22 protein-coding genes and 4 pseudogenes are annotated in these 26,837 nt (G+C 60.9%); 15 read left to right on the top strand and 11 right to left on the bottom strand.

Annotation, left to right across the window (positions count from 1 at the left end; translation table 11 throughout):
• Positions 1 to 224: 224 nt before the first annotated feature.
• From B0E49_RS16635 to B0E49_RS16620, 4 genes are all read right to left on the bottom strand, one after another.
• Positions 225 to 1,517 (bottom strand): TRAP transporter large permease, encoded by a 1,293-nt coding sequence (locus B0E49_RS16635; protein ID WP_077563472.1) that lies wholly within the window; start codon positions 1,515 to 1,517, stop codon positions 225 to 227.
• Positions 1,514 to 2,071 (bottom strand): TRAP transporter small permease, encoded by a 558-nt coding sequence (locus B0E49_RS16630; RefSeq protein ID WP_077563470.1) that lies wholly within the window; start codon positions 2,069 to 2,071, stop codon positions 1,514 to 1,516. The genes B0E49_RS16635 and B0E49_RS16630 overlap by 4 nt, the downstream gene beginning before the upstream one ends.
• Entirely contained in the window at positions 2,068 to 3,099 is a 1,032-nt protein-coding gene (gene dctP, locus B0E49_RS16625) for a TRAP transporter substrate-binding protein DctP (protein ID WP_168175082.1), read from the bottom strand. The genes B0E49_RS16630 and dctP overlap by 4 nt, the downstream gene beginning before the upstream one ends.
• 254 nt (positions 3,100 to 3,353) lie before the next feature.
• A complete protein-coding gene (locus B0E49_RS16620) occupies positions 3,354 to 4,289 on the bottom strand; it encodes a LysR substrate-binding domain-containing protein (protein ID WP_077563467.1) in 936 nt (311 codons plus the stop codon).
• 277 nt (positions 4,290 to 4,566) lie between these two features.
• On the opposite strand from B0E49_RS16620, the gene B0E49_RS16615 reads away from it, so the two are divergent.
• From B0E49_RS16615 to B0E49_RS16600, 4 genes are read left to right on the top strand one after another with little or no spacing between them, the layout of a single operon-like run.
• Complete coding sequence (locus B0E49_RS16615; RefSeq protein WP_077563465.1) at positions 4,567 to 6,204, top strand: sulfatase-like hydrolase/transferase; 1,638 nt, start codon at positions 4,567 to 4,569, stop codon at positions 6,202 to 6,204.
• Positions 6,201 to 7,691, top strand: a complete 1,491-nt coding sequence (locus B0E49_RS16610) for an aldehyde dehydrogenase family protein (protein WP_217349260.1) — start codon at positions 6,201 to 6,203, stop codon at positions 7,689 to 7,691. The genes B0E49_RS16615 and B0E49_RS16610 overlap by 4 nt, the downstream gene beginning before the upstream one ends.
• A gap of 43 nt (positions 7,692 to 7,734) precedes the next feature.
• Positions 7,735 to 8,535, top strand: a complete 801-nt coding sequence (locus tag B0E49_RS16605) for an SDR family oxidoreductase (protein WP_077563462.1) — start codon at positions 7,735 to 7,737, stop codon at positions 8,533 to 8,535.
• A 21-nt stretch (positions 8,536 to 8,556) separates the two neighbouring features.
• On the top strand, positions 8,557 to 10,719 hold the full coding sequence (locus B0E49_RS16600; protein WP_077563459.1) for a cytochrome P450/oxidoreductase: 2,163 nt from the start codon (positions 8,557 to 8,559) through the stop codon (positions 10,717 to 10,719).
• Positions 10,720 to 10,807: 88 nt separating this feature from the next.
• Here the strand turns inward: B0E49_RS16600 and B0E49_RS20955 are convergent, their stop codons facing one another.
• The 4 genes and pseudogenes from B0E49_RS20955 to B0E49_RS16580 all read right to left on the bottom strand — a co-directional run.
• Positions 10,808 to 11,419 carry an IS630 family transposase gene (locus B0E49_RS20955; RefSeq protein WP_168175081.1) on the bottom strand — a complete coding sequence of 204 codons (612 nt, stop codon included), beginning with the start codon at positions 11,417 to 11,419 and terminating at the stop codon, positions 10,808 to 10,810.
• Positions 11,349 to 11,873, bottom strand: coding sequence for a winged helix-turn-helix domain-containing protein (locus tag B0E49_RS16590; protein WP_077563456.1), 525 nt, complete (start codon positions 11,871 to 11,873; stop codon positions 11,349 to 11,351). The genes B0E49_RS20955 and B0E49_RS16590 overlap by 71 nt, the downstream gene beginning before the upstream one ends.
• Positions 11,874 to 12,244: 371 nt before the next feature.
• Positions 12,245 to 12,556 (bottom strand): annotated as a pseudogene (locus B0E49_RS16585) (hypothetical protein); the annotation flags it as partial.
• Positions 12,552 to 13,438, bottom strand: a pseudogene (locus tag B0E49_RS16580) (IS256 family transposase); the annotation flags it as partial. The pseudogenes B0E49_RS16580 and B0E49_RS16585, both read right to left, overlap by 5 nt.
• Before the next feature lie 54 nt (positions 13,439 to 13,492).
• Between B0E49_RS16580 and B0E49_RS16575 the strand changes: the two are divergent.
• Positions 13,493 to 13,669 (top strand): annotated as a pseudogene (locus B0E49_RS16575) (IS6 family transposase); the annotation flags it as partial.
• 143 nt (positions 13,670 to 13,812) lie between these two features.
• On the opposite strand, the gene B0E49_RS16570 reads toward B0E49_RS16575, so the two are convergent.
• Complete coding sequence (locus B0E49_RS16570) at positions 13,813 to 15,273, bottom strand: IS5 family transposase (protein WP_144264607.1); 1,461 nt, start codon at positions 15,271 to 15,273, stop codon at positions 13,813 to 13,815.
• 200 nt (positions 15,274 to 15,473) lie between these two features.
• Here B0E49_RS16570 and B0E49_RS16565 point away from each other — a divergent pair, with 200 nt between their 5' ends.
• Genes B0E49_RS16565 through B0E49_RS16555 form a run of 3 tightly spaced genes read left to right on the top strand, consistent with a single transcriptional unit; the run spans position 15,474 to position 18,654 of the window.
• On the top strand, positions 15,474 to 16,436 hold the full coding sequence (locus B0E49_RS16565) for a LysR family transcriptional regulator (RefSeq protein WP_286138078.1): 963 nt from the start codon (positions 15,474 to 15,476) through the stop codon (positions 16,434 to 16,436).
• 32 nt (positions 16,437 to 16,468) lie between these two features.
• Positions 16,469 to 17,737, top strand: a complete 1,269-nt coding sequence (locus tag B0E49_RS16560; RefSeq protein WP_077563455.1) for a CaiB/BaiF CoA transferase family protein — start codon at positions 16,469 to 16,471, stop codon at positions 17,735 to 17,737.
• Positions 17,734 to 18,654, top strand: coding sequence for a hydroxymethylglutaryl-CoA lyase (locus B0E49_RS16555; protein WP_077563453.1), 921 nt, complete (start codon positions 17,734 to 17,736; stop codon positions 18,652 to 18,654). The genes B0E49_RS16560 and B0E49_RS16555 overlap by 4 nt, the downstream gene beginning before the upstream one ends.
• Positions 18,655 to 18,732: 78 nt before the next feature.
• On the opposite strand, the gene B0E49_RS16550 is transcribed toward B0E49_RS16555, so the two are convergent.
• Entirely contained in the window at positions 18,733 to 19,449 is a 717-nt protein-coding gene (locus tag B0E49_RS16550; protein ID WP_077563451.1) for an IS6 family transposase, read from the bottom strand.
• A 37-nt stretch (positions 19,450 to 19,486) separates the two neighbouring features.
• Between B0E49_RS16550 and B0E49_RS16545 the strand changes: the two are divergent.
• A pseudogene (locus tag B0E49_RS16545) lies at positions 19,487 to 20,146 on the top strand (Mu transposase domain-containing protein); the annotation flags it as partial.
• Between the two features lie 47 nt (positions 20,147 to 20,193).
• On the opposite strand, the gene B0E49_RS16540 reads toward B0E49_RS16545, so the two are convergent.
• Positions 20,194 to 20,604 (bottom strand): helix-turn-helix domain-containing protein, encoded by a 411-nt coding sequence (locus tag B0E49_RS16540; RefSeq protein WP_217349258.1) that lies wholly within the window; start codon positions 20,602 to 20,604, stop codon positions 20,194 to 20,196.
• A gap of 169 nt (positions 20,605 to 20,773) precedes the next feature.
• Between B0E49_RS16540 and B0E49_RS16535 the strand changes: the two genes are divergently transcribed.
• The 6 genes from B0E49_RS16535 to B0E49_RS16510 all read left to right on the top strand — a co-directional run bounded on the left by B0E49_RS16535 (position 20,774) and on the right by B0E49_RS16510 (position 26,667).
• Positions 20,774 to 22,357, top strand: coding sequence for an alkaline phosphatase family protein (locus B0E49_RS16535; protein WP_077563448.1), 1,584 nt, complete (start codon positions 20,774 to 20,776; stop codon positions 22,355 to 22,357).
• Positions 22,358 to 22,433: 76 nt separating this feature from the next.
• On the top strand, positions 22,434 to 23,096 hold the full coding sequence (locus B0E49_RS16530) for an SDR family oxidoreductase (RefSeq protein WP_286138077.1): 663 nt from the start codon (positions 22,434 to 22,436) through the stop codon (positions 23,094 to 23,096).
• 167 nt (positions 23,097 to 23,263) lie between these two features.
• Positions 23,264 to 24,226 carry an ABC transporter substrate-binding protein gene (locus tag B0E49_RS16525; RefSeq protein WP_077563443.1) on the top strand — a complete coding sequence of 321 codons (963 nt, stop codon included), beginning with the start codon at positions 23,264 to 23,266 and terminating at the stop codon, positions 24,224 to 24,226.
• A gap of 92 nt (positions 24,227 to 24,318) precedes the next feature.
• Positions 24,319 to 25,104 (top strand): ABC transporter ATP-binding protein, encoded by a 786-nt coding sequence (locus B0E49_RS16520; RefSeq protein ID WP_077563441.1) that lies wholly within the window; start codon positions 24,319 to 24,321, stop codon positions 25,102 to 25,104.
• A gap of 16 nt (positions 25,105 to 25,120) precedes the next feature.
• A complete protein-coding gene (locus B0E49_RS16515) occupies positions 25,121 to 25,891 on the top strand; it encodes an ABC transporter permease (RefSeq protein ID WP_144264606.1) in 771 nt (256 codons plus the stop codon).
• Positions 25,888 to 26,667 carry an ABC transporter permease gene (locus B0E49_RS16510; RefSeq protein ID WP_077563438.1) on the top strand — a complete coding sequence of 260 codons (780 nt, stop codon included), beginning with the start codon at positions 25,888 to 25,890 and terminating at the stop codon, positions 26,665 to 26,667. The genes B0E49_RS16515 and B0E49_RS16510 overlap by 4 nt, the downstream gene beginning before the upstream one ends.
• Positions 26,668 to 26,837 lie beyond the last annotated feature (170 nt).

Here is a 26,837-nt window from a genome sequence, read left to right as displayed (position 1 = left end):
CCACCGCAATGCACTGCAACGCCTGCCTCTGCAATGCCAGTTGCTGCCATTTTGCTTCACCCATTTTGCGATCTCGATCCACAAGTTGCAACTGGGACTCAGTCTAGCTCGTGGTCACTTTATCCAGCGTCAACTGCCGGACATATTTTCATTATTCCCTTGAAGGCTATACTGATGAGAGCCGCTCGCCCTTTCCGGTATTCGGGGGGTATCGAATATTTTCCTCACCCCAGCAGCCTTCCCAGCGACAGTGCAATGGCTGGGAACGCAATCAACAGTGCGAGCGCGATGATGTTGGCGAACAAGAATGGAATGGTGCCGATCAGGATGGTTCTCAGCGACAGATCGGGCATAACGGTCTTGACCATGAACATATTCATGCCTACCGGCGGGTGGATCAGACCGATCTCCATCATCATCACCACAAAGACGCCGAACCAGACCATGTCGACACCCAGCGGCTGCACGATGGCCGAGAACACGGGCACGGTCAGCAGCATCATGGACAGCCCCTCCATCAACGAGCCCAGCACGATATAGATCAGCACGATCACCAGAATCACCCCGACGGCGGGCAGGTGCAAGGACTGAATGGTGCTGACCAGTTGACTGGTGAGGCCTGAGATCGAGACCATATTTGCGAACACCTTGCCGCCAAACACAATGACAAAGATCATCCCGGTGGTTCTGGCCGCTTCGAAAAGAGCCTCGAATGCGATGCGCAGGCTCAGCTTGCGCCGTGCCAGCGCAAACAAGAGCGCGCCAAAGGCGCCGATGCTGCCCGCCTGGGTAGCCGTGAAGAAGCCGCCGTACAGGCCGCCGACGACCAGCAGGAACAAGGCCAGCACACCCCAAACCTTGGACAATGCCTGCAGACGATGGGGCCATGCCGTGTGCGCGCCCGCCGGTCCGCGCTCAGGATGCCGAAATACCGTCCACCAGATCGCGCCCATGAACATCAGCCCCAGCAGCGCGCCGGGAATGATGCCCGCGATGAACAGCTTGCCGATGTCTTGCTGCGTGATGATGCCGTAGACCAGCAGCGGCACGCTGGGGGGCAGGAGCGCACCCAGCGTACCAGCCGAGCTGACGCAGCCGCTGGCCATGCTGTCCGAGTAGCCGCGCGCGCGCATCGGCGGCATGGCCACCTTGGTCATCGTAGCAGCGGTGGCAATGGAGCTCCCCGAGATGGCAGCGAAACCGGCGCTGGCCAGCACCGTGGCATAGGCCAGCCCGCCCTTGAAATGCCCGAGAAGGGAGTTGGCCGCGTCGTACAACTCCTCGGCCATGTCGGCCTTGTAGATGAAGGTGCCCATCAGGATGAACATCGGCAGCACCGACAGACTGTCGTTGGCGGCCAGATCAGCGATGGTTTGCCCCATCATCGCCAAGGCTGGCCCCCAACCCCGCGTCAGCGCGAACAGCGAGACGCCCAGCGTGAGCATCGAAAAACCCAGCGGCACGCCATAGAAGGCCAGTAGCAACACCAGCGCAAAGCCGATCAGTGCCATGGTCATGACGGATTCTCCAGGGCGTTGGGGGGGACGCCCGCCCGCAAATGCCGCACCAGCAGCAGGACCAGCGCCAGCGCACTGACGCCGCTCAAAGCGCCCATGAAGTAGCTCAGCGGACCCAAAGGCAGTTGCAGCACCATCGTCGCCTGCTGATCGCTCACCAGTTGATGGCCGTCATGCAGCAGCTGCCAGGACATGGCGGTGCAGGCCAGCAGACTCACGGCAAGGATGACCAGACGCTGCAGCCAGAGCCAGAAGCCGTGCAGGCGCCCGTGCAAAATGCCCACTGAGATGTGTTGCTCACGCAGGGTCACCAGCGGAAAGGCCGAGAAGATGAGAATCGCCATCGCGAACATGACTAATTCGGCACTGCCAGTGATGGGGAACGCAAAGAAGTAACTCATGAGCACGTCGACGAAAGTCAGGCCCATGATGAACAGCATGGCCGCGGCGCACATAACGCGCAGGATGAAAGCGCAGGTTCCGACGAAGCCGGACTCGTCTGCGGTCGCCACCCCGTGCGTGCCCCCGCCAGGGGGCACTTTGGCGGCATTCATTTGCCGACTACCGCAGACTGTGCTTTGTAGTACGCCAGCGCAGCGGCGCCGTCTACCTTCTCGGTCTTGGCAGTTGCCAGCCACTGGTTTGTCAACACCGCGCCGCTCTTTTCCAAGGCAGTCACGAATTGCGGCGAGGCGGATAGGTATTTCACGCCACTTTGCACGGCTGCAGCGTGGGCCGCCGCTTCCACGTTATCAAAAGCCGCTGCCCGTTCGGCAAGTGCTTCGCCCGAAAGTTTGGTGATGATTTCGCGGTCGGCCGGTGAAATTGACTCCCACTTCGGGCGGTTTAGAACCAGAGACCAAGAGGGTGTGGAAAATCCCCCCGGCACCATCGTGGCACTCTTGGCGTAGCGCATCACCTTGAAGGTATCCGAATACATGTCAGGGTTGCCGACCATGACGTCGACCATGCCCCCCGCCACAATCTCGCTCATCCTGGCCGCCGGCGTGGCATTCACGCCCGCCTTTGCCATTGCCATCATCTTGGCCGGCACGCCGGGCAACGCCCAGACCTTGACGCCTTGCAGGTCATGCTCAGATTCAATCGGGCCTTTGAGGCTGTACAGAATCCCGCTCGGCATCACCATGACCCCCAGCAAATGCACGCTCTTGTACTCATCGGCGGCCTTAAAGTATTTGTCGTAGGTGCGCCACAGCGCGACCGAGTTGGCCTTGGCGCTTGTGCCGAGGAACGGCAACTGGGGCATTTGCATCAGCTTCAATTGGTTCGGCAACAGACCGTTATAGAGATAAGCGCCATCGACCACGCCACTGCGTACCGAATTCCACAACTGATCGGGAGCCGCCACACTGCTTGGTGGAATCTGCACCTTGACGCGCCCATCGGTGGCCTTGGTCACGGCGTCTGCCCAGGGCCGGAGAATCTGGGTGTTCATCGTGTCCTGCGCGGGCAGGAAGGCGTTGATGACGAGCGTGGTGTCGGCCCACGCAGGGGCTGCGCTCAGTGCAAGTAAGGCGGAAAAGCCAAGCGCATTGCAGAGGATTCGAGTCGTGTAATTCATGAATGTCCTGACGGTTGTTAAGGAACGCGAATGGAGCTTAGGGGCTGCGTCAGGATTCGCAAAGATGGAAAATTCAGCTGCTAGATAATTAATCCACATTGGGGTTAACCCTCAATAACGATGCATGCAGGTCGGCCGACCTTTCAGTAGTCTGGCCGACGTATTTCCTCCTTCCTCCCATTAGGATTTCGAGCCACGGGGGCTTCCCTTAAATTCCAATCAACTTGAAGCGGCAGCCAACGTGGTGTTTCAGGCTAACTGCGCGATTCCTCACCTTGGTTGCGCTCTCGTGCCAGATGCGCCGCGGCGCGGCGCGTGTGCTTGGCGAAAATCTGCGCTAAACGAGTAAGCGGACGGTCGCCCCGGTAGATCAAGCCGATCAAGTTTGATCCCAAGGTCTCCTTGAGATCGACTATCGCCAACGCATCGCGCACGCCTGGAAGATCCAGAATTCGCCGCGGCATGACGGCTATGAGATCCATTCGCTGCAGCATCATGATCGTCGCGGTCAAGGACCGACTCTCCACGCTGACCGCCGGGACGGGTAGATCGTGATCCGCGAAGATGCGCTTGGTCAGGATGCTGGCGGAGCCGGAGCCGCCCACGCCTTGATGAAGCCAGCGGCCCCCAACCAGTTCCCGGAGTGAAGTGGCACCAGCTAGCGGGTGTCCGGGCCTCAGTACGATCGCCATTTGCACATCAAGCAAACGTTCGAACACCACCTCGGCGGGTGGATGTTCGTCCCGCATCGGCCCAATGGCAATGTCGATGGAGCCATCGCGGAGGGATTCAGACACCACTGGCCATATTCCCTCCTCGATGTGCAATTCGACATCCGGACACTCGCGGCAGAAGTCGACAATCGCCATCGGAGCAAGTTGCATGGTGCTGGCAGGGGCGATGCTTACGGTCAAACGACCCTCGAACGGCCCCCGCAGCTGCGTAACATCCTCTCTGCCTTTTCGCAACTCATCAATCACAACCTGCGCGCGCTGATAGAAGACCTTGCCATAGGTGGTTAGTTCGACCCCGTAGCTGCTGCGGGTCAACAAGGGAGCGGCCAGGTCCTCCTCCAATGCACGCAGGCTCTTGGACAACGCAGGCTGAGACAGACCGAGCTGCCGCGCGGCAGCGTGAATGCTGCCGGCCTTGACTACCTCAACAAAGGCTTGTACGGAGGCCAATTTCATGCGCGTCTTTCCTCGTCACTCTAGATCGGTTCGCCGATCTCCATGCACCATTTTCAGGGTTAACCCTGATGTGAATTAATTATCTACCGGCTGCATTCTCCATCTTTCCGAGTTTGGCTGCAGTCCATAAGCTCAACGTTTGTTCCTAAACAAGCGTAACTGGACAAACCATGATCCGACGATTTTTCCATCTCCCGCTGCGGGCCGGCGCTGGCAGCACCAAGTTCGAGTTCGCAGCCCACAAACTTTCCAGGCCAGAAGCGATGAGAGGCGCCTGATGTCTGTTCGGAACATTCTGTTCCTGATGGTCGACCAGCTGCGCTGGGACTATCTCTCTTGCTACGGCAAAAGCCCGATGCAGACACCGAACATCGATGCCTTGGCAGCGCGCGGCGTCCGATTCGATCGGGCTTATGCACAAGGTACCAGTTGTGGCAATTCACGCGCCAGTTTTTACACCGGCCGCCATGTCCGCAGCCACGGCGCAACATGGAACGACATTCCATTCGAGTTGAACCAGCGCACGCTGGGCGAGTACATGCATGAGCGCGGCCTTCAGACCATCCTGATGGGCAAGACCCACATGCGCGCCGATGCGAATGGCCTCGCGCGGCTGAACCTGACTGCAGATGACGGCGTCGGCCACGCACTAGCCGAATGCGGATTTGTTGCAGGCGAACGAGACGACGGCCTGTATCCGGAGGGGCCGCTGGGTTTCTACTCGGCCAAGGAGCCACGCTACAACGACTACCTGCGCAGGCACGGCATGGGTGGACGCAACCCCTGGCTGGAATGGGCAAACTCGGCCGAGGACGAGCAGGGCCGGGTGCTGAACGGCTTTTTCATGGAGCATGCACATCGTCCGGCACGTGTTCCAGCCGAACACAGCGAAACGGCCTATATGACGAGCCGCGCAATCGAGACAATCACCGCCGCCGGCGACAAGCCCTGGTGTCTGCACCTGTCGTACATCAAGCCGCACTGGCCGCTGATCGCGCCAGCGCCATATCACAAGCTATACGGTGCGGACGATGTTCCTGCGGCCGTACACACACCAGCCGGTGCGGAGGATGCCCATCCGATCCTCGCCGCCTTCCGCAAGCAAAGGGTGGCGCAGACCTTTGCACGCGAAGAAGTTCGCGCACGGGCTATTCCCGCCTACATGGGGCTGATTCGCCAAGTCGACGACGAGATCGGCCGGCTGACGGCCTTTCTGCGCGAGTGCGGCCGACTCGACGATACGTTGATCGTGTTGACCGCCGACCACGGCGACTACCTCGGTGATCACGGTCTGGGTGAGAAGGACTTGTTCCACGATGCCTCAGCCAAGCTGCCGATGATCGTCGTTGATCCGAGCAGCGCCTCCGAGGCGACCCGCGGCAGCAGTTGCAAAGCCCTGGTCGGCGCCATCGACCTGATCCCGACCTTCATTGAAACCCTCGGTGGCATGCCGCCGCGACAGCTTCTCGAAGGACGCTCGCTATTGCCTTGGCTGCACGGCCAGCAGCCGGCGATCTGGCGCGATGGGATATTCAGCGAGTGTGACTATGCACGACTGCCAGTCGCTCAGGCCCTTGGGCGCGATCCACTGGAGGCGCGCATGACGATGGCCTTTGACGGCCGCTGGAAATTCATTCACGCACTTGGCTTTGCTCCGATGCTCTACGACCTGCAGGAAGACCCGCAGGAACTGCACGATCGCGGCCGCGACCCAGGGCTCGCCGCCGTGCGCGAACGGATGAAGGATCTGATGCTCGACTGGTCCGCCGGCCTGCGCAATCGCACCGCTCTTGACGAGGCACAGATGAAGTCACTTACTGGCAAAAGCGCGCGCCAGGGGATGCTGATCGGCTTCTGGTCGGAGTCCGAAGTACCCGAGGCGCAACGGCCGCCAGCAATCAGAGTAACCGCATGAAAAAGCCAATGTCAGACGCACCAATCTCCACGCAACTTTTTATCAACGGCGAGGCTCGTCCGGCGTCGGATCGCGGCACCTATCTGTTGCACAACCCCGCCAGGCCAGCCGAACTGGTGGGCCATGTTGCCGCCGGCACTGAAGGCGATGTCGATGCTGCGGTGGAGGCGGCACATCGTGCCTTCCCGGCTTGGGCGGCGCTGTCGTACGACGAACGCGCGGCGATGCTGAACCGCGTTGCCGACCTGCTGACTGCCAACGAGGCGGAGGTCGACGCGCGTTCCCAGTTATTCACCCGCGAACACGGCAAGATCCGCCGCGAGACTATGCTTGAGATCACCCGCCTGGGTGACCGCTTTCGCCAGAACGCGGCCTATGCCAGCCGGTTGGCGCAGGACGAGCACATCTCTGGACCGCCGTTCGACACAATCGTGACGCGCCACCCACGTGGCGTGGCCGTGCTGGTCGTGCCGTGGAACTGGCCACTGGCCATTCTTGGCGCCAAGCTGCCACAGGCGCTGATCGCTGGCAACACCGTAGTCGTCAAGCCGTCCGAGAACGCGGCTCTGGCGCCGACGATCACGCTTCACATGATCGCCGCAGCGCTGCCACCTGGTGTTGTCAATATCGTGACCGGCGACTCTGTGCGCATCGGCGACCGGCTCACCGGCCACCCGTTGACACGCTTTGTCAACTTCACCGGCTCAGTCGCCATCGGGCGCCATGTGATGAAGGTCGCGGCAGAGAACCTGACACCGGTGACGCTCGAACTCGGCGGCAACGACCCCGGCATTGTGCTCGAAGACGCTGTGCTCGACGAGGCGGCGTTCACCCGCCTGTATATGGGTGCCTTCATGTCCGCCGGGCAGATCTGCATGGCGCTCAAACGCCTGTATGTGCACCGCTCGCGCTACGACGAAGTGGTGGCCGGTATCACTGCGGTGGCGGCCAGACAGGTAGTTGGCGACGGTTTGCTGCCGGAAACGACAATGGGGCCGCTAAACAATGCCAAGCAACTTGGCGTCGTCAGAGGCATGATCGAAGAAGCGCGGGCTGCCGGTGCCGACGTCCAGGAGTTCGGCGACGTGCCCGACCAAGCACTCTACGAGGCCGGTTACTTCCAACGGCCGACCTTTGTCCTCAACGCCGACCCGCGCCTACGGGTGGTGCGCCAAGAGCAGTTCGGCCCGGTGCTGCCGATCATGGCATTCGACAATGAGGACGAGGTCATCGCGGCGGCCAACGACTCGGAGTTCGGACTGTGCTCGTCGGTCTGGACGCCAGACCGCGATCGCGCAGTCAAGATCGCACGTCAGCTCGAAGCCGGCTTTACCTATCTCAATGCACATGGCCCTTCCGTGCAGGATGGCCGTGGGCCGTTTGGCGGATTCAAGCACTCGGGCATCGGACGCAACATGGGCTACGAGGGCGTGACTCAATTCCAGGGCCACCACTCGATTTCCGGTCCCGCCGGATGGCTGGTGTGACCGCACCAGTCTGCAACTCAATTCTCGACCTGAAGGAATTACGATGAACTCGATCAAGGACAAACACATTGCCGTCACCGGCGTTGCCACGGGTATTGGGGCAGCTTTGGCTGCGCAGCTGCTGGCAGCCGGCGCACGCGTAACCGGATTTGATATTGCGCCGCCGGCTAAGGCTGGGTTCACATGCCACTGCATCGACCTGGGCGACCTTGGCTCGATTGCGGCCGCAGTGGCGAACGTCGAAGGTCCGTTCGACGGCCTGTGCAACAACGCTGGTTTGTCGCCCAAGCCCGGACGCGAGGCCGTGATCCTCACTGTCAATTTCTTCGCGCAACGCAGCTTCACGAAGGCGATGCTGCCACAGCTGGGCGCAGGAGCGTCGATCGTCAACATGGCGTCGCGTGCCGGTGCGCGCTGGCGCGACAACATCGAACAAGTCAAACGCTTGTTCGCCGTAGATCCAGCCAAGGATTTGGCGACCTTCATCCGCGATGAGGGCATCGACCATGTGCGTGCCTACAACCTATCAAAGGAAGCGATGATTGTCTGGACATTGGCCGAAACCGAAGCCATGACCGGTCGTGACATGCGCATCAATGCGCTGTGCCCGGGCGCGGTTGCGACGGGCCTGCTCGATGATTTCGCCGCCGCCTTTGGCGAACAGATGGCGCGCAATGTGGCGCGTGCGGGTCGGCCTGGCAAGCCCGAAGAGATTGCGGCGATCGCGGCGTTCCTGCTTTCGCCACAAAGCACCTGGCTGCGCGGCGCAGAGATTTCGCCGGACGGTGGCATGGGCGCATTTGCCGTCGGCGATGCGCTGGCGCTGGCCGATCTTCGCCTCTGAAGGCATCCAGGGAGTATCAACATGAAAGCACCCATCTACAACGATGATTTCTATGCAGACGCGGTAATCCGCGACCCCGATCCCGTCTATGCGCAACTGCGTGCGATGGGGCCTGTGGTCTACATGAAGCAGCACGACGTCTATGCGCTGCCGCGCTATGCCGAAGTGGCCAGTGCGTTGCGCCAGCCCAAACGTTTCATCAATTCACGCGGCGTGTCGCTGAACGTCAAGGTCAATGAAATGCTCTCCGGCAATACGCTGAACTCCGACCCCCCTGAGCACGACCAGACGCGCAGCGTGACCGCCGAGCCGCTGCTGCCCGGCGCGCTGGAAGCGATCACCCCGCGCATCCGTCAGGCCGCCGACACGCTGGTGGCCGGACTCGTCGAACGCCGGCGCTTCGATGCCATAGCCGACTTTGCACAGTTTCTGCCAGTGACCATCGTCGCCGAACTGGTCGGCCTGCCAGCCGAAGGGCGCGAAAAAATGCTCACCTGGGCGTCGGCGACCTTCAACCTGTTTGGTCCAGAGAACGCCCGTTCCAAGGCGGCATTCGAAGACCTGCGTGACCTGAAGGCTTTCCTCGACGAATACGGCACACCGGAAAAGCTCAAACCGGACGGCTGGGCCCATCGCATCTTCAAGGTCGGCGCCGAGCGAGGCATCCCCTATGCCACCTGCGCCCAATTGATGCGCGACTACATCAACCCAAGTCTGGACACCACGATCTCTGCCACCGGCCAGGCGATCAAGTTCTTCGCCGATCAGCCGGATCAATGGAAGCTGGTGCGCGAGCGCCCCGAGCTGATCCCGAATGCCGTCGAAGAGGTGGTACGACTGGCCTCACCGATTCGCGCCTTCACGCGCTATGTTGCCGAAGATTCCGAGATCGCCGGAGTGACGATTCCGAAGGGCGCGCGCGTGATGGTGATGTACGCCTCGGCCAACCGCGACGAGCGCAAGTTCAAGGACCCCGACCGCTTCGATGTCACGCGCGATGTGCATGATCACCTGGGCTTCGGCTCCGGCGTGCACATGTGCATGGGTATGCACCTGGCGCGCTTGGAAATCATCAGTCTCTTGCAATCATTGACTCGGCGGGTCAAGACCATCGCACTGGTCGGTGAGCCGGTGGTGGCGATGAACAATACGATCCGCGCCTGGGCGTCACTGCCAGTGGTCGTCGAGCCCGACACCGCCGGCACAGTTGTCGCGACGCAGGAGGCCCTGGCGCCGCAAGGCCCCATCAAGGTGCGCATCGTCGCGCGCCGAGACGTGGCACAGGACATCGTCTCGCTCGAGCTTGAGAGTGCCAACGGCCAGCCGCTTCCGTCATTCGACGCCGGCGCCCACGTCGATCTGCGCGCACGCAGCGACTTGCTGCGCCAATATTCGCTGGCCGGCAATCCAGCGGAGCGCGGTCGGTACCGGCTGGGCATTCTGCTCGACCCGAAGTCGCGCGGCGGGTCGGCTGCCGTCCATGCCGATCTCCATCAAGGTCAAGTAATCGAGATCGGCAGACCACGCAACAATTTTCCGCTGACGCTTGATGCCCAACACACCATCCTTTTTGCCGGCGGCATTGGCATCACGCCGATTCTGTCGATGGCATTTGCGCTGCAGGCCGCCGGCCGTGCGTTCGAGCTGCACTACTGCGGGCGCAGTGCGTCACGCTTGGCCTTTCTCGACGACCTGAGGCAATTCGGCGAGCGCGTGCAAGTCCACCTCGACGACGGCCAGCCAGCGCAATTGCTGCACGTCGATGACGTGCTGGCCGTGCCATCGGTTTCGCGCCACTTGTACGCCTGCGGGCCCAACGGCTTCATGGATTTCGTGACGGCGGCAGCGAAGCGCCAAGGATGGCAGAACGAGCAGGTGCATCTCGAACGCTTTGGCGCCGAAGTCAACACCGACGGCGCTCCGTTTACAGTGGTGGCCGCGCGCAGCAAGGTGTCGTTCGAAGTGCAGCCGGGGGAACGTATCGCTGAGAAGCTGCTCGAGTACGGTATCGAAGTGCCGATGTCATGCCAGTCTGGCGTGTGCGGAACTTGCATCACGCGTGTGCTCGAAGGTATGCCAGATCACCGCGATTTCGTGCAGACCGACTCCGAAAAGGCTAGCAACCGCACGATCACCGTGTGCTGTTCGCGATCAAAGACGCGCCGACTGGTGCTGGATGTGTAGATGCCGATTTCACCAAGGCGGAACGTGACAAACAGCTCCAACTCCAAGTCGCAATACAACTGGCTGTTCATGTCGCCGCTGACTAATACTAATGTGCATTCAATGATATAGAAGTTATCCATTTGAATCCGGTAAGACTGTGCATTCGTGAGGTGTCCAATTCGAGGGATAGCAATCCGACGCTGAGCGCCTTGTCGACGGCATCGAGGCTGGCGAAGACGGTGTTGCCGACGCAGTCCTCACGCAGCGCCTCCCAGATGTGTTCTGCCGGATTGATTTCGGGACTCCAGGGCGGCAGCAAGACCAGACGCATGTTCTGGGGCACCTCCAGGTCGTGCGCGATGTGCCAGCCCGCCTGGTCCATCACCATGACGATGAATTCATTGGGGTGGCGCTGCGCCACGGCGCACAGGAACAGCGACATGGTGTGCGCGTTGACCCACGGCAGGATCAGACTGTCCATCACACCATCGTGCGGGCTGACCGCGGCAAAGGCGTAGCTGAATTTGCGCACAAGCCGTGCGCCCACCACGGGCCGCACCCCAACGGGAGCCCAGCAGCGCCTGGGCTTGCCCAACAAACCGAAGCGCCCCTCGTCCTGAAACATCAAGCGTACGCGGCGACCCCGCTCAGCCTGGCGCACGACCTCTTGGCGTACCAGGCGGCGCAGTTTTTTTAAAGGCGCCCTGCGCTTGCCCATCAGCCTTGGGGTGGCGCGGGCGAGGCACGACCTTGCGCCAGCCATGGCGGTCCAGCATTCGATAGACGGTAGAGGCGGCCACCGTATTGCCCACCTGTTGCTCCAGGGCTTGCTTGATCTCGCTGACATGGAGCAGCCCACCGGCATGCGCTTTGGCGGCGAACGGAGCCAATAACCGAGTCTCTTGCTCGGCACTCATGTGCTGATGGCGCCGGCCACCGCGACCGCGCAGTTCGAACAGTGCCTCGCCCTCTTTGGCCCAGCGCGAATGAATGACGTGCACGGTAGCGGTTGACCAGCCCAGCAATTGCGCGATCTCGGCGGCCGTGCTGCCCAGCGTGGCGCGGATCAGCACGCACTGAATGCGCTGGTATTCGGCATGGCTGGCGGCTCGCTTGAGTCGATCCGCCAGCGCTGCAATCGTCGGCTTGTCACAAGCAATCAGATCTTTCATGCCCAACTCCTCAAAGTCTGAGTATGATCATAATATCTAATTCGTTGAACGCAAATTGGTATAAGTGGGGAATTTGAGGATAGCCATGGGTGCGCTATCCTTGAGCGCCAACGCCTGATAGGTCCTTGGGAACAGCGATCATCCACTCGGCCGGAAGTCGAACGGCAGCTTCAGGCGGCCGCTGTCATTCAACGTGCAAAGCTGACCGACCGCACTCAGTCTTTTTCAGGCAGTGGCTTCGACGACCCGGTGGCCCGGTCATGGCCGGGAGTTGCCTCTGGGAACCATGCCATCAGCCTCGATCAGGAGTGGACCCGCGGTCAACCTCGCAACTTTTGCTTCCGCCGGCGCTATGACTGTGCTGCCGTCCGCTAGCCGGCCGCCCGCTCCCTGAGCGTTTCGTACAGCTGGGCGTGATTCAGCAAGATGTCCTTGAGCCCCCCTTGCACCGATGCTGAATTCAGCGCCTGCGTGCTCATGGCCGTGTGCGCATCCAGCGCGCCCATGATGGCGTTCAGCAGCTCGGTCTTGAGGTCGGGCGAGTTGGCAAACTGCTCCTTGGTATTGTTGGTCGCCTGCTGCTGCAGCGTGGTCGACTCCAGCAGCTTGCCCTTGATGACGTTGTTCACATAGACCAGCTTGTCCTGATCCGTGAGTTCGCCTTCAAACAGGTCGTTCAGCCGTGTAGATCGGCCAGATCGCCGCAGCAAGCAGCTTGCGGTCCTTCGAACTGGCATAGTCCAGAGAGTTGCGGATCAGGTGCACGATGCACGTCTCCGCGCCAAGCGCTTCGGGCATGCCTTTCAAGCCGTCGGTGACGGCGATCAGGATGTCGTTGCAGCCTCGGGTCTTGAGCTCGTTGAAGACGCAACATCGCAAAACTTGGCGCCCTCGGTGTTCTCAATCCACAGGCCCAGAATGTCCCGGCTGCCGTCCGGCAAGACGCCCAGCGCCAGATAGACGGCTTTGCTGCGCACAACCGCGTCTTCCTTGATCTTCACGCGCAGGGCGTCGAAGAACACCACCGGGTACATCGTCTCCAGTGGCCGTGCCTGCCAGGCAGTGACCTCGCTCATGACGGCATCAATGACCTTGCTGATGAGATCGGGGGAGACATCGACCGAGTACATCTCGGCCAGATAGCCCTGGATCTCGCGCATGGTCATGCCGCGCGCGTACATGACGATGATCTTGTCGTCAAAGCCAGTGAAGCGGCGTTCGTGCTTGGGGATCAGGATGGGATCGAAGCTGCCGTCGCGGTCACGTGGCACCTCGATGCGCAGCGGCCCTTCACTGGTGAGCACGGTCTTGGCGCTCCTGCCGTTGCGTTGGTTCGCCGCAGGTTCGGGCTTGGCCGCGCCGGCGCTGTAGCCCAAGTGGTGGCCCAACTCGGCGCCCATGGCTCGCTCGATCAGGGCTTTCTTGAAGGCCATGGAGGCCGCGTTGACGGCCTCCCCGGTCATCGGCCCAGTGACAAACTGGTCAATCCGTTCCTTGGGGATCTTCGGCAGCGCCGCACTCCTGGCCGCGATGGCCGCGTTCTTCAACTTCGTCTTGCTTGGCATAAATGGTCCTGTAGGTCATATTTATGCCTCAAACACAAAATTCAGGACAAACTCGACCACCGGGCCATCAAGCGGATCATCCGACCGACGCTGGGCTTCAAATCATTCTGGAGCGCCAGGATCATCATCGCCGGAATCGAAACCATGCACATGATCCGCAAGGGGCAGTTGGGCTGCTCCGAGGGCCAAACCATGTCCGCGGCACAGCAGTTCTACAGCCTGGCGGCTTGATCAACAGGCCGACCGCGCAACTCTTTTCGCCTCGGCCCCACTGTCGCAACAAAACCCTAGCGTCCGGCGGCCAAACGGAGTTCTTCAATAGTCGGCCCTGCAAAATTCATTTTCCACTCAAATCAGCCAACGACCAGGCTGCATCAAGCCTGCACCATTTTCGCGGGAGCAGTTTGCGGCTCATAGACGACATACCGACTGGCCAACGACGCCATCCAGCGCGTCAAAAGTAAGGCAAACAAAAAGCCTGTAAGGCCCAGGCGCACTACAGCCCGCATCAGCCAGCGCAGGTTGTAGCCCACCGCACAACTGAGCGCTTGCAACGCGTCGCCAATGCTGCCCTTGAGCCAGCACCGGTTCATGCGGTGGTCGGCCTTGAGGTGCCCGATGGCCGGCTCAACGGCCTGGCGGCGCTTGAGCAATTTGCGCTCGTGTTTGCTCATTGTTTTGTAGCGCCCCCGGTGAATGATTTCAACACCCGGGTTGGCCGCGTCCACCTCTTTGCCACGGTAGCCCAAATCAACAACGACCTGCTTGGGTTTGACGCCGATGTCTTCGAGCAAGATGGTGCTCTGCTCGATCTGTTCGGCCAGCGTGCGGCCGTCCCACGGATTGCCGGGAAAGCTCCTGGCGCCCACCATCAGCCCTTGCTTGTGCGTGATGGCAACGCTCACCTTGACACCGAACTCGTAGGGCTTGCGCGCTTTGCCCTTTCCGATGCATTCTGCCTCTGGTGCATGCAGGGCGTAGAGCTTGTTCTTGTCTTTGCGCTGCTGGGTGCGAATGCGCTCGGCGCGCTCCAGCCACACGCCCAGTGCTGCCACAGCACTGGCGCTGCCCGTCACCATTGACTGCTTGCGTGTCACCTCTCGAATCAAGATGCCCAGGATCGTGCGCTGGCGTTTGACTGCCTTGCGCAGTCTCTTGAACTGTTTGGCGTGAGCGTAACCCCCGGCCTGGCGGCGAAGCAGCTTGCCCTCGGCTGCGAAGGTCTGCTTCAGCACAATCCCAGCCGCCTTCGCCGCCGTCACCACCTTGTGGCGCGCGATCTCCAGCAGCCTGCTGTCCACCGGGTGGGCAATGGCTTTTTCCTGGACCGTGCTGTCGACAATGATTCGCTCAAATTCGTTCTTGCGCACCGCGCCTACGTCCAGCGCAGTCTCCATGGTGGCCTTGAGTAGTTCCTCCATCCCGGCCTCGCCCAGGGCTCCACGGAACCGCCCAATCTGTGTCGGGTCGCACGGCGCCGTGGGATCAAAGTATTCGTAGCCCGCGAAGTACTGGTAGTACACGTTCTCGGCAAAGCGCTGCACGAGCTCTTCGTCGCTGAGGTCAAAGCTGTTCTTGAGCAGCGTCAGCGCAATCATCAAGCGCATAGGACGGCGCGCTCGCCCGGCGTTGCTCACACCGCCACCGGCCAATTGCGCAGTGGCCCCGAAGAAGTCCTCGTGCATCTGCAACTGCTCTGGGCGGGCCTTGCGTGCAAAGCAAGGCGCGATGGCACGCTCGATTTGAGCCCAGGGCAGGCGATGCGCCAAAACGGCCAGTGCATGCTTGGGATCGATCATGGCATCCAACCTGGCGCGGAAAAAATCGTCGGTCATGGTGCTTCAGAATAGGGCTGAAAACTCTCAGCTTTTGAGTCCCTATTATCCAAAATCTGAGGGATTCGAGACATCGAAGTTACCCGCAGAGCCTTTGTTTATGCGGGGTTCAGAGCTTTTGCAGGGCCGACTCAATACGATAGACCCGAAGCAGACGTTAATCCGACCAGGCCGGCTCGATTTGATGTAAGTTCCTACCATTGAAATTTGAGGAGGATTCTCTGCCCACGCCCCGCTACAACCTCGCCCGCTTCGACTTCGTCTCAGTTCGCCTCGCCGTGGCGTGCGCGCAGAGCGGCAGCCTGACCTCCGCGGCGCACGAGTGCAATCTGGCGGTCGCTGCCGCCAGCCGGCGCATTCGCGAGCTGGAAATCGCGCTGGGCGACACGCTGTTCGAGCGCCATTCCCGCGGGCTCGCACCCACGGCGGCGGGGCGCGCCTTCGTGCGGCGGGGGGTGGCGTTACTGCAGGAGATGGACAGCCTTGTCGACGAGCTGGCGGACATGCGCCAGGGCGTGGCGCGACACATTCGCATGAGCGCTGGCACTGCGGCGATCAACCAGTTTCTGCCGCCGCTGCTGGCACACTATGCCGAGGTGCATCCGCAGATCCGAATCGACGTAGACGAACAGGTTTCCGAGGTCGTGGTCAAGACGGTGCGGGAAGGCCGCACCGACGTCGGCGTGTTCGTCGAGGGGTCTGACACCAGCGGCCTGGAAGTGCGTGACTTCCGGCGCGATGAACTGGTACTGGTCCTGCCGCCGCGGCACCGGCTTGCAGGCCGCAGCCCGATCTCGTTCGTCGACACGCTCGATGAGCAGTGGATCAGTCTAAACGCCGGCGCCGCCATGCTGCAGCAGCAGCAACAGGCGGCGCTCGCGGCCGGCCGCACGTTTAAGCTTCGCATGCAAGTGCGCAGCTTCGACGCCATGGCGCATATTGTGGCTTCCGGCCTCGGCATCGCCGCGCTACCCAAGGACGCCACACTTCCGATCATTCGTGCCATGAAGCTCACCTTCCGCCCTTTCTCAGACCCCTGGGCCAAGCGGCGCCTGTTGGCCGCGACCAAGCCCGATTGTGATGCGGCGGTGACGGCCTTGCGCGATTTCCTCTGCGCGCCGCTTTCGCAAAAAGCGAAAACTCCCTCGACGAAATCCAAATAGACGCACGGAAGCATCCGGCGGAGACTCGCCGCATGGACACTGCCTCACCCTCACCCTCACCCTCACCCTCACCCTCACACACGCACACGCAACACACCAGCCCCGCTGCATTGGCGGGCCTAAAGGTTCTGGAGCTCGGCCAGCTCATCGCAGGCCCCTTTGCCGCCAAGACGCTCACCGACTTCGGCGCGGACGTCATCAAGATCGAACCGCCGGGCGCGGGCGATCCGCTGCGCAAGTGGCGGATGTTGAAGGACGGAACCTCGGTGTGGTGGCAGATCCAATCGCGCAACAAGCGCTCGCTGGCGCTCGACCTCCGCCAGGCGGAAGGCCAGGCGATCGTGCGGCAACTCGCCGCCGAAGCCGACGTGCTGATCGAAAACTTCCGCCCCGGCGCGATGGAGCGGTGGAATCTGGCGCCGGAAGACCTGCTGGCGCTGAACCCGCACCTCATCGTGCTGCGCATCAGCGGCTTCGGCCAGACCGGGCCGTACAGGAACCAGCCGGGCTTCGGTGTGGTTGCCGAGGCCATGGGCGGGCTGCGCCACCTGACAGCGGAGCCCGGCCGGGTGCCCGTGCGCGTGGGCGTGAGCATCGGCGACACGCTGGCGGCGCTGCACGGGGTGATTGGGATCCTGATCGCCCTGCAATACCGGTATACAACGGGGCGAGGCCAGATCATCGACGTCGCGCTGTACGAGGCGGTGTTCAACTGCATGGAGAGCCTGCTTCCTGAATTCAGCGCGTTCGGCACGGTGCGTGGCGCCGCCGGCAGCGCTCTGCCCGGCATCGCACCGAGCAACGCTTACTGCTGCAAAGATGGCGGCTATGCGCTGATCGCCGGCAACGGTGACAGCATCTTCCGCCGCCTAATGGGTGTGATCGGCCGGGACGACCTGGCCAATGACCCCAGCCTGGCGGACAACGCCGGCCGCGTGGCGCGCGTCGCAGAACTCGACGAAGTGATCGGCTCCTGGACATCCAGCCACACGGTGGGCGATGTGCTGCACGCCCTAGCCGAAGCGTCGGTGCCTGCCGGCCGCATTTACACCGTGGCCGACATCGCCGCCGACCCACACTACAAGGCGCGGGGCATGCTGGACGAAGTGCGCATAAATGACGTCACCAGCCTCACGGTGCCGGGCATCGTGCCGAAACTGTCTCTCACTCCGGGGATGCACCGGCGCAACGCGCCGCAGCTCGGCCAGGACACCGACGCCATCCTTCGCGAAATCGGCCTCACGCCCCAGCAGATCGATCAACTTAGGGCCCAGGGCATCGTCGCGGGACCGCAGGCATGACACGCATATACTTCAACGACGTCGTTACGCGCGACGGTTTCCAGATCGAACCCGAGTTCATCCCCACCGATACGAAGGTCGCGCTGATCGACGAGCTGAGCCTGTGCGGCTTGACCAAAATCGAGGTGACCTCCTTCACTTCTGCCAAGGCCATCCCGATGCTGCGTGACGCGGAAGAAGTGATGGGCCGGATCCGCCGCGTGCCCGGCGTAGAGTACACCGTGCTGGTGCCGAACGTGCGCGGTGCCGAACGTGCGCTCGAGTCGCACGCCGACGAGCTCAACTTGGTCATGTCGATTTCCGAGATGCACAACCTCGCCAACCTGCGCATGCCGCGCGAGAAGAGCTTCTCCGAACTGAGGGAGGTCATCGCTATGGCCGCCGGCAAGGTGCCGGTGAACGTGTCACTGTCGACGTGCTTCGGCTGCCCGATGGAAGGTAACGTGCCGCATGAGGAAGTGGTACGCTGGGCGGAGCGTTTCGCCAAGCTGGGCGTGCGCGGCCTGACGATTTGCGACACGACCGGAATGGCCCACCCCGCGCAGGTCACCCGAACGGCGCAGACATTGCGCGAGCGCTTCGGCGCGCTGCCGCTCACCTTCCATTTCCACAATACGCGCGGCATGGGCTTGGCCAACGTCATGGCCGCGGCACAGGCCGGCATCGACCGCTTCGACGGCTCACTGGGCGGCCTGGGCGGCTGTCCTTATGCGCCCGGCGCCAGCGGGAACATCAGCAGTGAGGACGCGATCCACATGCTCGAGGCGGTCGGCTACGACACCGGCGTCGACATGCATCGGCTGCTGGCCGCGGCACGCCGGCTGCCGCAGGTCGTGGGCCACGACGTGCCGGGCCAGGTGGTGAAGGCCGGGCTCACCACTGACCTGTATCCGCGCCAGCGTCCGTCGTCGAACTGAGGAGGGCGTCAGCATGATCGACGGTTTTGTTGCGATAGTGGGGCCGAGGCGAAAAGAGTTGCGCGGTCGGCCTGTTGATCAAGCCGCCAGGCTGTAGAACTGCTGTGCCGCGGACATGGTTTGGCCCTCGGGGCAGCCCAACTGCCCCTTGCGGATCATGTGCATGGTTTCGATTCCCACGATGATGATCCTGGCGCTCCAGAATGATTTGAAGCCCAGCGTTGGTCGGATGATCCGCTTGATGGCCCGGTGGTCCTGCTCGACGATGTTGTTGAGGTACTTGTTTTGACGCATCAGGATATCGACGCCCGCGTCGGCCTTGACGCTTTCAATGGCGGCCGTGTTGGCGTTGCTCTTGCCAATGGAGATCTTCTCTGGCACATCGTGCAAGCTGATGGCGCGCTCCAAGAACCGCCGGGCTGCAGCCAGATCCCGCTTGGCAGTGAGTAGAAAATCCACCGTATCACCCGCGCGGTCGACGGCGCGATAGAGATACTTCCACTGGCCTGAAACTTTGATGCAGGTTTCATCCATGTGCCAGCTTCGACCCGCGGGGCGCTTGCGTAGACGGAACACGGCAGCAAGAACCGGCAGCACCTTAATCGCCCAGCGATGAACCGTGACGTAATCCACGAAAACACCGCGCTTCTGCATCACCTCCTCGATGTGGCGAAGGCTCAGAGGGTAAGCAACATACCAGCGCACACAGGTGAGCATCACCTCAAACGGATAGTGCAGCCGTTTGAGGACCTTGCGCAGGCTGTTGTTAATCAGACTTTGGCCGAAATCAAGCATGGCCCAGATTGTCGTTTATGCTTGCTGCAACAGCGCCTTTGTCTACACCATCGTTCAACGCATGAATACGCGTGCGGCCAAGTTCCTGGTCACCGAGCGCGCCATGCTCAAACCCTTGCCGGTGCGCCGCACCGCCGAGTTTGAAGAGATTCCTGCCAAGGTCAGCAAATACGCCGTCTTCACCCTCAAGGGGGTTCTGTACAGCGTGCCGAGCCCGCTCATTGGTCACCGGCTGATGGTGCGCCAGTATGCCCAGCATGTGGAGTGCTGGCTGGGCGGCCAATGCGTCCTCAAGTTACCAAGGGCAACGCCTGCTCAGGGGCAGCGCGTTGGACGCGCAATCGACTACCGGCATTTGGTGGGTGCTTTGAAACGCAAGCCTGGTGCATTTGCCCGCTGGGTGCTGCGCGATGCCGCCTTCCCTCGTGCGGTGTATCGCCAGACATGGGAGCGACTGGCCGCCCAAAGGCCGGAACGCGAAGCCTGCAAAACCATGGTGAGCCTGCTGGTCCTGGCCGCTGACGGGCATGAAGCCCAATTGGCCCAGGAACTGGAGCAGTTAATTGAGCTGGACCAATTGCCAGACCTCAACGCCTTGACTCAGTTGCTGGCACCGCCCAAAGGAGATGTTCCGCAGGTGGTCGTGACACTGCCAACGCTGGCCGTTTATTACCACCTGTTTGAGGCGGCCCTATGAGCACGGCGTCAATTACAGCGCCAACACGCATTGACTCAGCTGTTTTGTTACCGGTGTTTACCCCGGCGCTTGGACGCCCTGACCGCACTGGCGCTCTGCAGCACGGTCTTGAGCCAGCTGTAGCTGCGCGCGACGGCACACTCGGCCTTGTACTTGGTGTGAAAGTGCGCCACGTTCCAGCCCGCAAAGCCGCTCTTGTACAGCGCCACGACGTGATCAACCTCGGCCCTACTGGCTCGACGCCCGGAGATCTGGCTGAGCCGCTTGTCCAGCAACCCGTCCAACCCATCGGCTTGGCAACGTTCGATATGGCGGTGAAAGCTGCGTTCGCACTGCCCCAGTAACAAGGCCGCCTCGGCCGGCGTCAGTTGCCCCTGTGTCCAGCCATCCAAGGCCTCGTTGAATCTCATCTTCCGGTTCTCCTGCATGTAGCGGGGGCTCATGAGGACGTGTTGCATCGCTCCTCCACAAACCGGACAGATTACTTGCTACGGACCGGACAAATCATTTACTCCCGACAGGAGTATTACGGTTAGGTTATGGCAGAGATGCCAAATTTCATTGGCCCGCCACGAGATTAGCTGAGATATTCTGCACCATGACTCTTGGCAAGGTAAGGCGCGACCGATGATCTCTTCCGACCGGAAAACCATCCGCAATGTGTTGTTTATCATGTGCGACCAACTGCGCTGGGACTACCTGTCCTGCTACGGACATCCGACGCTCGCAACGCCACACATCGACAACCTGGCCAAGCGTGGGGTCCGCTTCGACGCCGCGTATGTGCAATCCGCCGTCTGCGTACCGTCGCGAATGTCCTACTACACCGGCCGCTATGTGAGCAGCCATGGATCGACGTGGAACTACGTGCCACTCTCGGTGGTGCAGCGCACCCTCGGCGACTTTCTCGAAGCCGCCGGGTTGGACGCGGTCCTGGCCGGCAAGACCCACGTCATTCCAGATCGGCTGGGCTTGCAGCGCTTCGGCATGGACCCCGAGTCGACCCGCGGCCGCCGATATCTGGAAGGCGGGTTCGTCGAAATGGATCGCTACGATGGTCACGCGCCGCCAGGTGCCGAAAGCGGGTACGCCGACTACCTTCGCAGCAAGGGATATGAAAGTGACGACCCTTGGTCCGATTTCGCCATTGGCGCGCTGGACGAAGAAGGCAAGTTCGCCACTGGCTGGTTGCTGCGCAACGCCCATCTTGCGGCGCGTGTCGACCGCAATCATTCCGAAACGGCGTATATGACCGATCGTGCACTGGACTTCGTTCGCGCCAAGGGCGATCAACCCTGGGTGCTGCACCTGTCCTACGTCAAGCCGCACTGGCCATTGCTCGCTCCAGCGCCGTACAACGATTTGTACCGCGACGCGGATACGGGCCCGATCATCGCGGTCAGCGCCGAGACGCGTCCACCGCACCCGGTGCTGGCGGCCTACCGTACGGCGCACGAGGATTGCCTGAGTTACGCACAGGAAAGCGTTGTCCGGCACGTGCGACCTACCTACATGGGATTGATCAAAGAAGTGGATGACCATCTCGGCCGGCTGATTGCTGAACTGGAACAACTCGGCCGCCTTGACGATACCCTGATCATCTTCTGCTCCGATCACGGTGATCAGCTTGGCGACCACGGATTGGGCGAGAAAGAACTCTTCTATGAACAGGCGGTGCGTACCCCATTGATTGTGGTCGACCCTCGCGCCGCAGCAGACAGCACCCGCGGCACGGCCGAGAGCCGTTTTGTCGAAGCTATCGATGTGCTGCCCACCATCCTTGATGCCCTGGGTCTCCCGCAGCCGGATCATCTACTGGAAGGGCGCTCGCTGGTACCGCTCCTGCATGGAGCTCACGTCGAAAATTGGCGCGACTGTGTATTCAGCGAACTGGACTATGCGTTCCGCGACGCGCGACGCGCGCTAAATCGAGGGCCCGATGAGTGTTACGCCTGGATGGTCCGCAACGCACGCTGGAAATACGTGCACTACCAAGGCTTGCGTCCCCAGCTGTTTGACATGCAGGAAGACCCGCAGGAGCTCCATGATCTGGGTGCCGACCCCATTTTTGCAACCGTGCGCGGTGAGCTGAAGGACCGGCTCGCCGATTGGCTGATGACTCGCAAACGCCGCATTACGCTGGACAACGCGACGGTGGAGCGCACCACCGAGGGGTGGAAAGCGCTCGATATGCAGATCGGCGTCTGGTGAAGCAGATAAATCCATCAACCGGTCATCGCTCCAAAGGGTCTGTTGTGGCTACCCGGAAAGAACTCAAAGTATGGCGATGAATGTCCTCATCATTGGAGCGTCGCGTGGTATCGGTCTTGAATTCGTGCGCCAGTACCGGGCGGATCATTGTGCAGTCACCGCAACCGCACGCGACGACGCGGGCCTCAACCGTCTGCGGCAGCTTGGTGCGAGCGCGTTGCGCCTGGATGTCGTCGACGAAGCCTGCGTTTCAGGACTGGCGTCGGAGCTCAAACCTTCCTGGTTCGACGTTGTGATCATCTGCGCTGGGGCCGCCTCGCACTTGGAGGCGCTCGAAGCACCGACTGAAGCGGCATTCGACAGCATCATGCACGCCAACGTGCTGGGTCCGATGCGCGTCATACCGTCCGTCGTCACCGCCTTGGCGCCTGGCGCAAAAGTCGCCGTGCTGTCTTCCCGGCTGGGCTCAATTGGTGGCCGAACACAAACAGGTATGTGGGTCTACCGAGCATCGAAGGCGGCCTTGAATTCAATACTAAAAGACGTCTCGCTTGCACTCGGACATCGCGCCACATGCGTTAGCCTTCATCCCGGTTGGGTGCGGACCGACATGGGCGGCGTCGCTGCCGATATTGATGTGGCCGACAGCGTTGCCGGGATGCGCAAGGTGATTGCTAGTTTAAATTCGAGCGACACCGGTAGCTTCCGCAACTACGACGGAGAGTCGATTCCATGGTGAGTTCGGCTGAAGAAACTGCGCTAGCAAATGAGCGCCAGCGGGCTGAGCAGATTTGGGCTCATGCACTCTAAAGACTAACGGATCCGATTAATGCGCCACTACGGCAACTGATAGCAAGTTACGGACAGCTATATTCCATCAATGTCCCCATTCTCAGGAGAATCCAGATGAATACCAGAAGACACTTCGCCACATGGCTTACCGCCTCGCTCATTGGCGCCGCCCTAATCTCTCCTGCCCAAGCGCAAGAGGTGAGAAAGCTGCGAATCGCGCTGGTACCGGGTATTGGCTGCCTGTCCATCTATGTAGCTGCTGTCAAGGGCTTCTTCAAAGCAGAAAATCTCGATTTAGAAGAAATACCAATCAATACCGGTCCTGGCGCCGCGACGGCAGTCGCCAGCAACAGCGCCGACGTGGGTTATGGTGGCGCCTTGCCCATCATCCTGGCACGCTCTCAAAGTATCCCCTTTCGGTTCGTGATGGGCGGTTACTACGAGCAGGCCCCCCTTTCCAGCGACACTGCGATCATTGCCAGCAACAAGTTGGGCATCAACTCGCCGGCTGACCTGAAAGGCAAGGTGATCGCGGTGAATAACGCCGGTGGCGTAAACGACCAGCAAGTTCGGTTGAAACTCGCAGAGGCTGGCATTCCGATTGAGTCTGTCAAGATTCTGGCAGTGCCGTTCCCGCAAATGCAGGCCGCACTTCAGATCGGAAATGCCGACGCAGTAGCTACGGTCGAGCCATTCCGGACGGCCATCCTGCAAGCAAAACTCGGAAAAGTCATTGCCCGCGGGTATGTGAAAGACAAGGACTTGACCAAGGCCGTTCCCGTTGGCGTGTTCTACGCCACCGAACAGTGGATTAACGGCAACGCTGACACGTTGGCGCGTCTGAAGCGGTCAATTGATAGGGCCAACGACTTCATCAAGGCCAATCCTGCAGAAGCGAAGACGATTCTCGTGCAGCGCCTGAGGTTGCCTGCCGATGTGGTAGCGGCGCTGACTTTGCCCCCATACACCGCGACGATCGACCCTGCCGGCGTTCAGGCGGTGATGGATGCTGCGCTTAGTGTCGGTATCCTAAAAAACCCCATGAAGGCACAAGAAATGTTCGCAGACTCGAAGTAGCCAAACCGATCCTGCAAAAGAACATCGACACCGAATCAAGGTGAATCGTCAACCGGCAACGCGCTGGTGCCTAGAAAACATGAAGTAATCAAATGAGCACGCAACTACTTTCAGTGCGAGGAATTTCCAAGGCACTTGGCAACGCAAAGCAATCTACCCAGATCATTGGCTCGGTCTCGTTCGAAGCGCGACGCGGGGAGTTCGTCTCCGTCGTAGGCCCGTCCGGTTGCGGCAAGACGACACTCCTGATGTGCCTTGCCGGCTTATATACCGTCGATGGCGGTCAACTGGTATTTGACGGTAAGCCGGTCACAGCGCCGCCGGAAGGCGTTTCCGTCGTTTTTCAGGACTACAGCCGGTCCCTGCTACCGTGGAAGACCAACTTTGACAACGTGCTCTTCGGGATGAAGCGCATCACCGACATGGATACCGCCGGCAAACATGCTTGGGCAGCCGAGCTGATAGCGAACGTAGGACTGAAAGGATTCGAAGCGAGCTATCCATGGCAGGTGTCAGGCGGTATGCAGCAGCGGGTGGCTATCGCACGCGGACTTGCGGCGCGCTCGCGCCTGCTATTGCTCGATGAGCCTCTTGCGGCAGTTGATGCACAGACGCGCGCTGAAATGCAGGATCTGCTGCTGGATTTGGCAAGAAAATACGACCAAACCTGCGTGCTGGTGACTCACGACGTCGATGAAGCAGTTTACATGGCCGATCGCATTGTTGTCCTTTCGAAGCGCCCCACGACGGTCGTGGCGGACATCCCCGTTGCGCTGTCAAAACCGCGCGACCAGCTGAGGACCCGGGAAGATCGGACATATTTAGACCTACGGCATGAAGTGATCACGCTGATTCGGTCGATGCGAGTGGCTCATTGACGCGAAGGAGTGGGACGTGAACTCGTGGATGAAAAAAAGCGTAGGGGTCGGCCTGTTCCTGCTGGCCTGGGAAGGCGTTGCCCATAGCGGCTTGGTACCAAATCAGTACTTTCCAACCGTAACTCAGGTTGCCCTTGCGGCGCGCGAGATGCTGTTAAGCGGTGAACTGCTGCAGGCTGAAGGCCAGACACTGATGCGCGCACTGGTCGGGCTCCTGTTGGCGATCGGCCTGGCCGTTAGCCTAGCAATCCTCGCGGCGCGCTATCCGCTGCTCGCGCGCATGTGGGCGCCGCTGGTCGAAATCATGCGGTCCGTGCCGCCTGCTGCGTTGGTACCCCTGGGCATCTTTGCACTCGGCCTGACGCCCAAGCTGTTCATCGGCATCGTGGTGTTCGCTGGAATTACTATGGTCTATCTGCCCGCGCTGAACGCATTGATCAACACCGAACCAGTGCAGATCAACGCGGCACGAACCTTGGGCTACAGTCGACTGGAAACGCTATTCTTGGTGCGTCTGCCGGCGGCGTGGCCAGAGATTTTTACGGGCATACGGGTAGCGGCCGGCGGGGCGCTGATCGCCTCCGTCGCCTCGGAGATGCTCGCCGGCAAAGACGGCTTGGGCTTCCTGCTTTTTGATACTGCATTTTCGCTTCGCACCAACGCGATGTTCGCCGTGATGCTGATGGCGGCGTTGAACGGCATTCTGTTCAATCAACTCGTGCTGTGGGCACGCCGGCCCTTGGCGGGCTGGCAAGATGCACTCAATCATTTGGGAGACGCGCGATGAACAGACTGTCGCAACTGCGTGACTCCGCTTGGCCGGGAACCCTTTTTTTGCTTGGCCTGCTCCTGATCTGGGAGGTGGCAGCCCGCCAGGTCGCTTCTCCAAATTTTCCTGGCGCTCTGACCGTACTATCGAAACTTGGGGAAGTGAGTCCCACATTGCTCAGAGAAATGGGGGTCACCCTCTGGAGAGCCGCAGCGGGGTTGCTACTTGCCTTGGTAACGATGTTGCCTTTGGGCGTTTTCATCGGCCGGTTTCGCGCCTTGGGCGATTTTATCGAGCCCGTTATCGACATGCTCCGACCCCTGCCCCCCCTAGCCATAGTGCCGGTTGCCATGTTGTTTGCTGGCGTGGGCAGCGGCGCAAAGGTCATGGTGATTTTTTATAGCGTTTCATTTCCGATCATTCTGAGCGCGATCGACGCCGTGCGTGGCGCACATCCGATGTTGTCGAACGTTGCACGCAGCCTGCGCATGTCACGCCGCGAGACCATGTTTGAGATCGATCTGCCGGCAGCGTTGCCGCAGGTCATGGTGGGTATCCGAATTGCCGTAGCACTGGCGCTCTTGATAAGCGTCAGTGCCGAGATGCTGCTCTCGACCGATGGGATCGGTAATTTCATCATGCGTTCGCAGGAGACATTCCGTGTTGCCGCAGGAATGGCTGCGTTGATTGTCATCGCAGTGACGGCGCTCATCATCAATGGCGTTGTCGCGCGGATCGAACGGCGCGCATTGCGTTGGCACCATGCCAGGCAGGCCTCGACAACGTCGAACTGATCTCCATTGAATGGTGGGGGCCACGCAGGAACCTCAGAGGATTCGCCTCGTTATTTCGATGAACAGGGCGCCATGGATGTCGAAAACATCTTGCCGCCGCTACCCAAGGTGTCAATGACGGTTCCCGGATTCGATTGGCAAGGGCGTTCAAGTCAACGGACGCAACGGCT

The sequence above is a fragment of the Polaromonas sp. C04 genome, assembly GCF_002002705.1.
GTDB lineage: Bacteria > Pseudomonadota > Gammaproteobacteria > Burkholderiales > Burkholderiaceae_C > Rhodoferax_A.
Note: the sequence above shows the minus strand (reverse complement) of the source record. Positions and strands in the feature narration are given on the sequence as shown.